Annotated in this window: 9 protein-coding genes and 1 pseudogene; 4 read left to right on the top strand and 6 right to left on the bottom strand. The window is 75.6% G+C overall.

Going from position 1 to position 11,750, the window contains the following annotated elements; translation table 11 throughout:
- Positions 1 to 12: 12 nt before the first annotated feature.
- Together IEY94_RS12585 and IEY94_RS12580 are read right to left on the bottom strand one after the other, a co-directional pair.
- Positions 13 to 2,199: an MMPL family transporter gene (locus IEY94_RS12585; RefSeq protein WP_189170337.1), complete on the bottom strand. Its 2,187-nt coding sequence runs from the start codon at positions 2,197 to 2,199 to the stop codon at positions 13 to 15.
- Between the two features lie 20 nt (positions 2,200 to 2,219).
- Positions 2,220 to 2,804: a TetR/AcrR family transcriptional regulator gene (locus tag IEY94_RS12580; protein ID WP_189170336.1), complete on the bottom strand. Its 585-nt coding sequence runs from the start codon at positions 2,802 to 2,804 to the stop codon at positions 2,220 to 2,222.
- A 216-nt stretch (positions 2,805 to 3,020) separates the two neighbouring features.
- Between IEY94_RS12580 and IEY94_RS12575 the strand changes: the two genes are divergently transcribed.
- Positions 3,021 to 3,596 (top strand): RICIN domain-containing protein, encoded by a 576-nt coding sequence (locus tag IEY94_RS12575; RefSeq protein ID WP_189170335.1) that lies wholly within the window; start codon positions 3,021 to 3,023, stop codon positions 3,594 to 3,596.
- Between the two features lie 40 nt (positions 3,597 to 3,636).
- Here IEY94_RS12575 and IEY94_RS12570 read toward each other — a convergent pair whose 3' ends face one another.
- Entirely contained in the window at positions 3,637 to 4,818 is a 1,182-nt protein-coding gene (locus IEY94_RS12570) for an aminotransferase class V-fold PLP-dependent enzyme (RefSeq protein WP_189170334.1), read from the bottom strand.
- Positions 4,819 to 5,123: 305 nt separating this feature from the next.
- Here IEY94_RS12570 and IEY94_RS12565 point away from each other — a divergent pair, with 305 nt between their 5' ends.
- Both IEY94_RS12565 and IEY94_RS12560 read left to right on the top strand, forming a co-directional pair.
- Positions 5,124 to 5,783 carry a hypothetical protein gene (locus tag IEY94_RS12565; protein ID WP_189170333.1) on the top strand — a complete coding sequence of 220 codons (660 nt, stop codon included), beginning with the start codon at positions 5,124 to 5,126 and terminating at the stop codon, positions 5,781 to 5,783.
- Between the two features lie 62 nt (positions 5,784 to 5,845).
- Positions 5,846 to 6,937, top strand: coding sequence for a M4 family metallopeptidase (locus tag IEY94_RS12560; protein ID WP_189170332.1), 1,092 nt, complete (start codon positions 5,846 to 5,848; stop codon positions 6,935 to 6,937).
- Positions 6,938 to 7,000: 63 nt separating this feature from the next.
- On the opposite strand, the gene pntB is transcribed toward IEY94_RS12560, so the two are convergent.
- The 3 genes from pntB to IEY94_RS12545 form a co-directional block, all read right to left on the bottom strand.
- Positions 7,001 to 8,470 (bottom strand): Re/Si-specific NAD(P)(+) transhydrogenase subunit beta, encoded by a 1,470-nt coding sequence (pntB, locus tag IEY94_RS12555; protein WP_189170331.1) that lies wholly within the window; start codon positions 8,468 to 8,470, stop codon positions 7,001 to 7,003.
- A 4-nt stretch (positions 8,471 to 8,474) separates the two neighbouring features.
- The gene (locus tag IEY94_RS12550) at positions 8,475 to 10,004 is read right to left on the bottom strand and encodes a Re/Si-specific NAD(P)(+) transhydrogenase subunit alpha (protein ID WP_189170330.1); all 1,530 of its coding nucleotides are present in this window, start codon (positions 10,002 to 10,004) and stop codon (positions 8,475 to 8,477) included.
- A 467-nt stretch (positions 10,005 to 10,471) separates the two neighbouring features.
- A complete protein-coding gene (locus IEY94_RS12545; protein WP_189170329.1) occupies positions 10,472 to 11,113 on the bottom strand; it encodes a hypothetical protein in 642 nt (213 codons plus the stop codon).
- 298 nt (positions 11,114 to 11,411) lie between these two features.
- Here IEY94_RS12545 and IEY94_RS24295 point away from each other — a divergent pair.
- A pseudogene (locus tag IEY94_RS24295) lies at positions 11,412 to 11,747 on the top strand (helix-turn-helix domain-containing protein); the annotation flags it as partial.
- Positions 11,748 to 11,750 lie beyond the last annotated feature (3 nt).

Genomic DNA, 11,750 nt, shown 5'->3' with positions numbered 1-11,750 from the left:
CGCGGCCGCCGGTCAGGAGCGGGTGCCGACCGGCTCCGGCTGCCGGGCCGGGGCGGGCCGTTCCAGCGCCGCGCCCTCGACGTCCAGCTCCGGGAGCCAGCGCAGCCAGCGCGGCAGCCGCCAGGCCGCGGCGCCGAGCAGGGCCAGCGCCGCCGGTACGGCGACCATCCGGATGATCACGGCGTCGAACAGGATGCCGAGCGCCAGGGCGAAGCCGATCGGCTTGATCGCGGCGTCGCCCTCGGGCACGAAGCCCGCGAACACGGCGAACATGATCGTCGCCGCGGCGACCACCACGGGGGCGGCCTGGCGGAAGCCGGTGACGATGGCCGCGCGGGGCGCGGCGCCGTGCGCGTACGCCTCGTGCATCCGGCTGACCAGGAATACCTGGTAGTCCATCGCCAGCCCGAACAGGATGCCCACGATGATGATCGGGATCAGGCTCATCAGCGGCCCGGTCGTGTGCACGTTGACCAGGGCGCCGAGCCAGCCCCACTGGAACACCGCGGTGGTGGCGCCGAGCGTCGCGCCGATCGTCAGCAGGAAGCCGAGCACCCCGACGACCGGGACGAGCAGCGACCGGAACACCAGCACCAGCAGGACGAACGCCAGCCCGACGACGAGCACCAGGTACCGCGGCAGCGCGTCGTTCAGCTTGTTCGACACGTCGATGCTGATCGCCGTCTGCCCGGTGACCCGCACCCGCGCGCCCGGCGCGTCGTCGGTGCCCGCGCGCAGCGCGCGGACCAGGTCGGCGGTGGCGGCGTCGTCCGGCCCGGTGGTCGGGACGACGCTCACCAGCGCGGCGGTCCGGTCCGGCGCGGGTTGGACGGGCCCGGTCAGCGCGATCCCGCCGAGGCCGGCCACCCGCGCCCGGACGGTCGCGGCGTGCGCCACGGCGTCCGGCCCGTCGACGAGGACGAGCAGCGGGGCGGCCGCGCCGGCGCCGAACCGCTCGGCGACGATCCGGTCCGCGGCCGCGGCGCTGCTGCCGGCCTCGGGGCGCAGGGCCAGCGACGTCCGCATGGACAGCACGGGGATGGCGACCACGGCCAGCGCGGCGACGGTGGCGAGCAGGCTCACCCACCGGTACCGGGTGACCGCCCGGGCCCAGCCGGCGATGAAGCCGCGCTCGGGCGCCGCGTCGTCCACCGCCGGGGCGCCGCCGGCCGCGCGGCGCTCGCGGCGGGGCAGGGCGCGGGTGCCGACGTACCCGAGCATGGCCGGGACCAGCGTGACCGCCACCAGCACGGCGATCACCACCGTGGCCGCGGCGGCCAGGCCCATCTCGGTCAGGAACGGGATGCCGGCGACGGCCAGCCCGGCCAGCGCGATCACGACGGTGAGCCCGGCCGTGACGACGGCGGAGCCGGCGGTGCCGACGGCCAGCGCGGCGGCGTCCGGGGCCGCCCGGCCGGCGCGCAGCTCGTGCCGGAACCGGGTGACGATGAACAGCGCGTAGTCGATCCCCACCGCGAGGCCGAGCATGACGGCGAGCACCGGGGTGGTGGACTGGAGGTCGGCGAACCCGGTCAGCGTGGTGATCCCGAGCGCCCCGATGCCGACGCCGACGACCGCGGTGAGCAGGTTCATCCCGGCCAGCACGAGCGAGCCGAGGGTCAGCGCGAGCACGACCAGCGCGACGATCACGCCGACCGCCTCGGCCGGGCCGCCGACCGCGCCCGCGGCCTGCGTCGCCTCGCCGCCGACCTCGACGGTCAGGCCGGTGCCGCGGGCCGCGGCGACGGCGTCGACCAGCGCCTCGCGCTGCGCGTCCGTCACGGCCGGGGCGGGCACCGCGTAGGTGACCGTGCTGTACGCGGCCCGCTGGTCGGGCGAGACGACGGGGCCGCGCGCGTCCAGCGGGTCGGTGGCCGAGGCGACGCCGGGCAGCCGGCGCAGGTCGGCGACGACGCCGGCCACCGCGGCGGCGTTCGCCGGCTCGGTGATCCGGCCGGTGCCGGGCGCCTGGAGGACCACCCTGGCCGTACCGGCGGTGGCGCTGTCGCCGAACTTCGCGCCCATCACGTCCAGCGCGGTCGTCGACTCCTCGCCGGGGATCTCGAACGTCGAGATGGTGTCCCCGGCCAGCGTCGCGGCCCCGACGGCGCCGCCGACCAGCAGGGCCAGCCAGGCGAGCGTGACGGCGAGGCGGTGCCGGACGGACGCGAGCCCGAGCCGGTGCAGCAGTCGTGCCATGTGCGGTACCCCCGTGCTGTTCAGTATGCGTCCGCGGCCGGGTGGCCGAGGGCGCGGTGGGCGACATCGATCAGGTCCGCGGCCGACGCGGCGGTCAGGTGCGGGCGCAGCGCGGTCCGGGCGACGGCCAGCGCGCCGACGGCCCCGGCCACCCGGATGGCCCGCCCGAGATCGGGCACGGTGTCCGGTTCGGTCGGCGGCGCCAGCGCGAACGCCTCGGCGATCACCTCGCCGACCGGCTCCAGCAGCGCGCTCTCCGGGTCGGCCGGGTCGCGCAGCAGGGCGGCGAGCAGCAGGGCGATGAAGCCCGGCCGGCGCAGCGCGAGGTGGGCCAGGCCGGTGAGCGCGGCCCGGTCCCGGCCCGGGCCGGGCGGCTCGCCGGCGGCGCCGCGGGCGACGTCGGCCAGCTCGGCCAGGCAGCGCGCGGCCACGGCCTCCTGGAGCGCCTCCTTGGACGGGTAGTGGCGCAGCAGGCCGCTCTTGGAGTACCCGACGGCGTCGGCGATCCGCTGGATCGAGGTCTCGCGCAGCCCGTGGCGGGCGAACAGCGTGGCGGCGCAGTCGATGATCTCGTCGTCGACCTGCTGCCGGGTCTGGCGTGGCATGGGACCAGGCTAGCCACTTTGCGACCGTATTGGTCGCTGAGCGACCGTGACGGTTCGCACAGCCCGGAACTCTCGGATCGGCCGGCGGCCGTTCACCCCACCCGCGGGAGTGACGGATGCGCATGGCTCACTGTCGACCCCGACCGGGCCCTCCATGATCATTTCCGACCGCGCCCGACGCGCGGTCCGACAGTGGTCATGAGGAGACACACACATATGAGCTTCATCCGATATGGACGCGTGCTGCTGGGCGTCGTGCTGCCCGTGGCGCTCGCGATCCCGCTGACGGCCACCGGCGCGGCGGCCGCGGCCGTGCCGAACCGGGACATCATCAACAAGACCAGCGGCGGACGCCTCGCCACGCTCAACGACAGCACCGCCGACGGCGCGCAGGCGATCACCCTGCGCGACCCGGCCTGGCGGTACCGCACCGAGGTCTGGGACGTCGAGGACCTCGGCGAGGTCGGGCTGAGCGGCAACTGGCTGTACGTCCTGCGCAACCAGGCGGCCAACAAGTGCCTCCAGCCGGCCGCCGCCAACCCGGCCCGCGGCGCGAACGTCGTGATCAAGACCTGCGACGGCTCCGAGCTGCAGAAGTGGCTGCTCAAGCCCGAGCGGATCAGCTCCACCACCACCGGCTGGTGGAGCTACCGCCCGCGGACGGCCGACGGGCTGGCGCTGACGCTGCGCCGGTACAACGACGGCTCGTGGGACACGCTGTACCTGGACACCGCGTACCCCAGCTCGGACCGCCTCTGGCGGACCGTGCCGAACGACACCGCGGTCGACTGACCCCGGTGGGACGGGGGCCGGCGGGCCGGCCCCCGTCCGCTCAGCGGCCCGCGGCGATGTCGGCCACCGCGGCGGCGGCCGCCTCGATCTGCTCCGGCCCGACGAAGTAGTGCGGCGACGCGCGCACCACCGCCGGCAGCCCGCGCGCGTCCATGTCGACCAGCGTCCCGGACCGGGTGCTCACGGTCACCGTGATGTCGCGCTCCCGCAGCGCCGCCCGGACCGCCGCCGGGTCCCGCCCGTCCACGGTGAACGCGACGATGCCGCTGCGCCGGTGCCCGAGGTCGCGGACGGTCACCCCGGCGATCCCGCCGAGCAGCCCGCGCAGCGTGTCCGCGCCGGCCCGCACGGCCGCCTCGACGGCGTCGACCCCGAGGTCCAGCAGGTAGTCCGCCGCCGCGCCCAGGCCCAGCCGGTCGGCGACGCCGGACTCCCACAGCTCGAACCGGCGGGCGCCCGGCCACAGCCGGTAGTCGTCCCGGCCGGTCCACTCGGCGCTGTGCAGGTCGATGGTCACCGGTTCCAGGGCGTCGGCGACCGCGCCGCGCACGTACAGCGCGCCGGTGCCGCGCGGGCCGCGCAGCCACTTGCGGCCGGTCAGCGACAGCGCGTCGACCCCCAGCTCCCCCACGTCGACCCGGAGCTGGCCGACCGACTGGCACGCGTCCAGCAGGACCAGGGCGCCGTACCGGTGGGCCAGGTCGCTGACCTCGCGGACCGGGTTCACCAGGCCGCCGTTCGTCGGTACGTGCACCACCGACACCAGCCGCACCCGGTCGTCCAGCATGGCCGCCAGCGCCGCCGGGTCGAGCGCCCCGGCCGCGTCACTCGGCACGAACTCGACCGTCGCGCCGCTCGCCCTGGCCCGCTGGATGGCGGCGACGGCGTTGCTCGCGTACTCCACCCCGGACAGCAGGATCCGGTCGCCGGGGCGCAGCGGTACCGAGTAGAAGAACTGCGTCCACGCCCGGGTCGCGGAGTCGAGCAGGGCGATGCTGTCCGCGGGCGCGCCGAGCAGCGCGCCGACCGAGGCGCGGACCCGGTCCAGGTCGGCGGCCCGCTCCTCCGCGGCGCGGTACCCGCCCACCTCGGCCTCGCGCCGCAGGTGGCCGACGACGGCGTCGACCACCGGGGCGGGCGGCAGGGACGAGCCGGCGCTGTCGAGGAAGACCCCGCGGGCGGCGGCGGGGGTGTCGGCGGCGATCCGGGTCCGGTCCAGCACAGCACTCCGCCTTCCGTCGGGGGCCGCCGCGGCGCGGCCCGGCCGGAGAATACCGCCCACCCGGGTGCCCCCGCCGGCCCGCGAGCCGCCGCGGACGCCCACCGCGCGGCGGGCCGCGGGCGCTTCCGGCGAGGTTCGGCCGCGGGCGGTCGCGGCTTCGGGCGCGGGCGGGTGGGCGGCCGCCGTAGGCTGCCCGGGCAGGGGCGACACGGCCGGGCCGGGCCGGCCGCGGGACCGGTCACGAGCCGCGAGGCAGGTCACGAGCCGCGGGCCGGTCACGGGGTCGCGATCACGGAGGGGGCCGCATGTCCGAGCTGCCGCCGCCCGCGCCGCCGCCGGGCCCGCCACCGTCCTCCGTACCGCCACCGCCCGCCGTGCCGCCGGCGCCGTGGCCCGTGCCGCCGCCGGCCGGGGGCCGGCACCGCCGTACGGTGATCATCGTCGTGGTCGCCGCCGTACTCAGCCTGTGCTGCCTCGACACCGCGGGCGGCGTCGGCCTCGCCTACTTCACCGTGCGGCGGCAGTACGCCGCCCTCGTCGAGCCGCCCCTGTCGAACCCCGGCCCGGTCCACCCCCACTGCGCCGTCAGCCCGGCGACGTACCCGGGGCAGGACCACGCCGACGACTACTGCGCCGACCGGTCCGGCCGGGTCATCCTGCGCAGCGTCCACCTCACCGCGGCGGCCGCGAGCGCCCCGGCCGGCACGCTGTGCGCGGTGGTCGCGTACCGCAGCATGCACGACCGGCCGCTGCCGGTCGCCCTCGACGACTGGGAACTGCGCTCCCCCGCCGGTACCGTCCTGCCGCGCCGCGGCGGCACGCTGCGGGCCGGGCCGCTGGCCCCCGGCGCCACGCTGACCGGGACGGTCTGCTTCGCCGGCGCGGCGGGGACCGGCCGGTACGTGCTCTCCTGCGACCCGACCGGCTGGGACCGGTTCCGCGGCGTCTGGTTCCTGCGCCGCTGACCCGTGCCCCCGCCCGCCGTACCGACTACAGTGGCGGACATCGATGTACGGGGGGTGCGGCGATGTTCCCATCGGGCCGGAGCGCCACCACCGCGGCGCTGCTCCTCCTCGGCGCCGCGACCGCGGTGGCCCCGCCGGCATCCGCGGCAACCCGACCGACGCACGCGACAACCCCGCCGGCATCCGCGGCAATCCCACCCACGCACGCGACAGCCCCGCCCGTCCGGGCGATCGGGTACGGCGCGTACTACGGCCGGCAGGACCTCGGCGAGCTGTCGCCCGGCCGGCTGGTCGACCCGGCCCGCCCCGGCCTGTCCTGCGCCGGCCCGACCGGGGCGCCGTTCACCAGCGCCGACGACACGCACGGCACCGGCGAGCCGCTGGACCTGCCGTCCGGCTGCGTCGACGTCGTGTACGGCGCCCAGCGCATGTGGGACATGCTCCGCCACTGGTTCGGCCGCGACGGCGTGGACGGGTCCGGCCGCACCCTGCCGGCCCGGGTCGGCGTCACCGCGCCCGGTGGCGGCGGCTCCGTCGACTTCGGCTACACCGCCGACCGGCGCCGCCAGACCACCACACTGGACACCATCGGCCACGAGTACGGCCACGCGATCTTCCGATACACCCCCGGCGGCGCCGGCGGCGGCATCGAGGCCGGCGGGCTCGCCGAGTCGGCCGGCGACATCCTCGGCGCGCTGACCGAGCACTACGCCGATCACCCCGCCGACCCGCCGGACTACGAGGTCGGCGAGCTGCTCGACGTGCTCGGCCGGGGCCCGATCCGGTACATGTACGAGCCGTCCAAAGTGGGCGACCCGAACTGCATGTGGACCGGCAGCGCACCCGAGGTCCACAAGGGCGCCGGCCCGCAGAACCACTGGTTCTACCTGCTCGCCGAGGGCTCCAACCCGACCAACGGGCAACCGAAGTCCCCGACCTGCAACAACAGCACCCTGACCGGCATCGGCATCCAGAAGGCCGGCCAGATCTTCATGGGCGCCCTGTCCCGCAAGACCCCGGGCTGGACCCACGCCAAGGCCCGCGCGGCCACGGTGGCCGCGGCCGCGGAGCTGTTCCCGGGCGGCCCCGAGTGCGCCGCGACCCGGCGGGCCTGGGACGCCGTCGCCGTACCGGGCCCCGACACCTGCCCCTGACCACCCGCGGCCGACCCGCAGGGCCGGCACGCCGCCGGGCGGCGGTCACGCCGGCGCGGGGAATCAGCCCGGCTGGCCGACCCGGCCGCGGCGGGCGTCGTCCACCGGCGAGGCGGCGAGCGCGTGCAGGATGTCGGCCACCCGGTCCTTCGCGTCGCCGAACAGCATGGCGCTGTTCTCCCGGAAGAACAGCGGATTCTGTACCCCGGCGTACCCCGAGGCCATCGACCGCTTGAACACCACGACCTCGTCGGCCTCCCACACCCGCAGCACCGGCATGCCGGCGATGGGGCTGGCCGGGTCCTCGGCGGCGGCCGGGTTGACGGTGTCGTTGGCCCCGATGACCAGGACGACCGAGGTGTTGCCGAAGTCCTCGTTGATCTCGTCCAGCTCCAGCACGATGTCGTACGGCACCCGCGCCTCGGCGAGCAGCACGTTCATGTGCCCCGGCAGCCGCCCGGCGACCGGGTGGATGCCGAACCGCACGGTCACCCCCTGCTTGCGCAGCTCGCTGGCCAGTTCGGCGACGCCGTGCTGGGCCCGGGCGACCGCCATGCCGTACCCCGGCGTGATGATCACGGAGTCGGCCGCGGCCAGCAGCGTGGCCACGCTCTCGGCGCTGGTCTCCCGGTGGTCGCCGTGGTCGGTGTCGTCGACGTACCCGGCGTCCACGCCGAACCCGCCGGCGATGACCGAGAGGAAGGAGCGGTTCATCGCCCGGCACATGAGGTACGACAGGTAGGCACCCGACGACCCGACGAGCGCGCCGGTGACGATGAGCAGGTCGTTCTCCAGCAGGAAGCCGGCCGCGGCGGCGGCCCAGCCGGAGTAGCTGTTCAGCATCGACACGACGACGGGCATGTCCCCGCCGCCGATGGACGCGACCAGGTGCCAGCCCAGCAGCAGCGCCAGCGCGGTGACCACGATCAGCAGCCACGGCGACGGCGCGACGACGAACCAGGCGGTCAGCGCGGCGAACGCCGCGAGCGCCCCGAGGTTGAGCAGGTTCCGGCCGGGCAGGGTGAGCGGGCGCGACCGCATCCGCGCGGAGAGCTTGAGGAACGCCACGATCGACCCGGTGAACGTCACGGCGCCGATGAACACGCCGATGACCACCTCGGCGCTGTGGATGCCGAGCAGCTCCCGGCCGCGCAGCAGCGCAGTCTCGGCGCCGTTCGGGTCGGCCTCGACGTGCAGGTACCCGTTCCAGCCGACGAGTACGGCGGCCAGGCCGACGAAGCTGTGCAGCAGCGCGATCAGCTCCGGCATGCCGGTCATCTCGACCCGCAGCGCCCGGTACAGGCCGATCGCCGCGCCGATGACGGTGGCCACGAGGAGCAGGACCAGGCCGGTACCGCTGATCCGGTGCACCGCGGCCAGCGCGACGGTCGCCGCCAGCGCCAGCGTCATCCCGGCGATGCCGAGCGCGTTGCCGCCCTTGGCGGTCTCGTGCTTGGACAGTCCGGCCAGCGCCAGGATGAACAGGAGGGCGGCGACGAGGTACGCCGCCTGGGCCAGCGCTTCGATGGTCATCGGCTCAGCTCCTGGTGAACATGGCGAGCATGCGGCGGGTCACCGCGAAGCCGCCGAAGACGTTGATGGTCGCCAGCAGGATCGCGACGAAGGACAGCCCGGTGACCAGCGAGTCGCCGTGCCCGATCTGGAGCACTGCCCCGACGACGATGATCCCGGAGATCGCGTTGGTGACGGACATCAGCGGCGTGTGCAGCGCGTGGTGCACGTGCCCGATCACGTAGTACCCGATCACGATCGCCAGCGCGAACACCGTGAGGTGCCCGCGCAGCGCCGCCGGCGACAGCGCCGTGACCAGCAGCAGCACGACCGCCGCGACCGCGCCGACCAGCACCGGCCGGCGCCGCGCGGCGGCCGTCGGCGGCGGCTGCTCCGCGGCCGGCGCGGGTGCCGCCGGGGCGGGCGCGGGCGCCGCGGACACCGCGACCGGCGGGGGCGGCCAGGTCAGCTCCCCGTCCCGGACGACGGTGACGGACCGCTGTACCGCGTCGTCGAAGTCCAGCGCGAGCTGCCCGTCCCTGCCGGGCGTCAGCAGCTTCAGCAGGTTGACCAGGTTGGTGCCGTAGAGCTGGGACGCCTGCGCCGGCAGCCGCCCGGCCAGGTCGGTGTAGCCGATGATCGTCACGCCGTTGTCGGTGACGACGACCTCGCCGGCGACGGTGCCCTCGACGTTCCCGCCGTTGGCCGCGGCCATGTCCACGATCACGCTGCCCGGCCGCATGCTCGCCACCATGTCGGCGGTGATCAGCCGCGGCGCGGGCCGGCCGGGGATCAGGGCGGTGGTGATGATGATGTCGACGTCGGCGGCCTGCTCCGCGTACAGCCGGGCGGCGCGGGCGTTGTAGTCGTCCGACATCTCCTTGGCGTACCCGGTCGCGGAGACCTCGGCGCCGGCCTCGGCGACCGCGAGGTACTCCCCGCCCAGCGACGCGACCTGGTCGGCGACCTCCGGCCGCGGGTCGGTGGCCCGCACGATCGCCCCGAGGCTGCCGGCGGCGCCGATCGCGGCGAGCCCGGCGACCCCGGCCCCCGCGACGAGCACCTTGGCCGGCGGCACCTTTCCCGCCGCCGTCACCTGCCCGGTGAAGAAGCGGCCGAAGACGTGCGCGGCCTCGATCACCGCCCGGTACCCGGCGATGTTGGCCATCGAGGACAGCACGTCCAGCGACTGCGCCCGGGAGATCCGCGGCACCGCGTCCATCGACAGCGCGGTGATCGGCCGCCGGGCCAGGTCGTCGACCAGCTCCGGGTCCAGGCGCGGGTTCAGCAGGCCGATCAGGGTGGCGCCGGGCCGCAGCCGATCCAGCTCCGCGGCCGGCGGCGGGTTGATCGCCAGGACGACGTCGGCCGCCAGCGGGTCGCCGATCGTCGCCCCGGCCGCGGTGTACGCCGCGTCGGGGAACCCGGACCGCCGCCCCGCGCCCGCCCCCACGACGACGGCGTAGCCGATCCGGATCAGCTCGGCCGCGGTGGCGGGCGTGGCCGCCACCCGGGTCTCGCCGGGCCGCGATTCCGGGATTACACCGATGATCATCAGTCGACTCCGCAGTAGAGGTGGGGGAGGGAGCGCTTCGCCACGGCGCGTTGGTGCATCCTCCTACGATGGGACCGGAGCGGAACGTGGTTGATATCACATCGCCGCGCAACCAGCAACGTACCGTGATCGCTTCTGCACACGGTGGCTGCCGCGCTGCCCCGCTGGGCGGGGGATCACGCGTCCGCATCGACGCCCGTTCCCGCCGCGGCCGCGGTCGGCCGATCGGTCGCCGCGGCCGGGCCCCGGACGGCGGCGCACCCGCCGGGTGGCCGACACGCGCCGGGTTCGGGGCGGTACGGCGCGTTCGGCCCGGTCCGGGGCCGTCGGGGCCGTCCGTCACCGATCGGGACGGCCGGGCGGCCGGGCGCCCGCACCGGACGGTCCGATGTGGCCCGTACGGCCGGACCTTCGCCGCGCCGCTGCTCCGGGCGCCCGACCGACGCCGCCGCGACCGCCGGGCGGCGTCAGTTGTTCTGGGCTTCCCAGACGAAGTCGGTGGTGATCGAGTCGCCCTGCGCGGTGTTCGGCGTGGCGGCGTCCGCGGTGTACGTGAACCGGAAGACCCGGGTGTTCCCGGACGTGGCGCTGGTCCACCCGGTGCCGTAGCCGTTGCCGAAATTGCTCCTGGTGTAGACGGCGGTGGCGAGGTCGCCCGGCGCCGCGGCGGAGACGTTGGTCAGGCCGACCGGGGCGCCGCACGTACCGGTGCCCACCTGGATGTGGAACCGCAGCCAGTTCTGGATCACGACCCCGTCGGCGGCGCCGTCGCCGCCGGCGGCGTTGGCCGCGTACAGCTTCACGGTGGCCGGCGCGGTGCCGGAGTAGGTGACCACCACGCAGCCCGAACCGGTGCCGCCGGGCAGCATCCCGGTCACGCTGAGCATGGCGGCGCCGGCGTCGTTGTCGCTGATCACGACGGTACCGAGGGTCATCGAGTTGCCCGGGTTCGTGGTCGTGGCCGAGAACGCGGCCAGCACGCCGTCCCACCGGGCGACGGCCGCGCCGGCCACCAGGGCGGCGACCAGGACACCGCGGCCGGTACGGGAGCGGAACGCCGCCCTGGCCGCGGCGGCCAGCCGCCCGGTGGTCGCGCCGGGTGCACCCACGCCGCCCACCTCCGACCCGCATCACGGAGCACCCGCACCGAACGGGCTCCCACCCACCCGATCGGCTCGCGCCCGCGCGGCCTTAGCCCACCCGGTACGCAGCCGCTCCGGCTTCGCCCGGCTCCATGGAATTGGTCGAACGTGACATGAATAGGCGATTCACATAGACGGGGGATATGGATCGTTGGAATTGTTCACGGACAGGCGCGGCGGTGATAGTCATCGATGCCCGCCGCCGCTCTCCCGGACGGGCCCCGGAACGGGTCGGCGTGGGCTGGTTCGGCTGCTCCGGCGGTGATTGTCCGCCGGACGGCATGGTGCCCGTCGCCCCACGATCACCCGCTGCCGCCGGTGTGAAATTCGCGTTCGGCAGCACGCGCTCGCTCTCGAAGGAGGCCCGCATGGAACCGCCGCCCGCCGCCGCGCCGCTCCGAACGACGCCGCGGTATGCCTGCTCGGCGGCAGTGCCCACGCCCGGGACAGCCGCCGCCGGTGCTGCGGCCGGCAGCGGGGTACCGCCGCCGCAGCAGCGGTCGGAATGAGCCAGTCGACCGCGACGGCGGCCCTGGCCCGCGCCGAACGAATTCTCGGCGGCAGACTCTTCCTCCGGCGCGCCGACGGCACAGTGCCGACAAAG

The organism is Pilimelia anulata (assembly GCF_014647895.1).
In the GTDB taxonomy this organism is placed as follows: Bacteria; Actinomycetota; Actinomycetes; order Mycobacteriales; family Micromonosporaceae; genus Pilimelia; species Pilimelia anulata.
The sequence above is the reverse complement of the archived record's forward strand: the minus strand, read 5'-3'. Positions and strand labels throughout refer to the sequence as shown.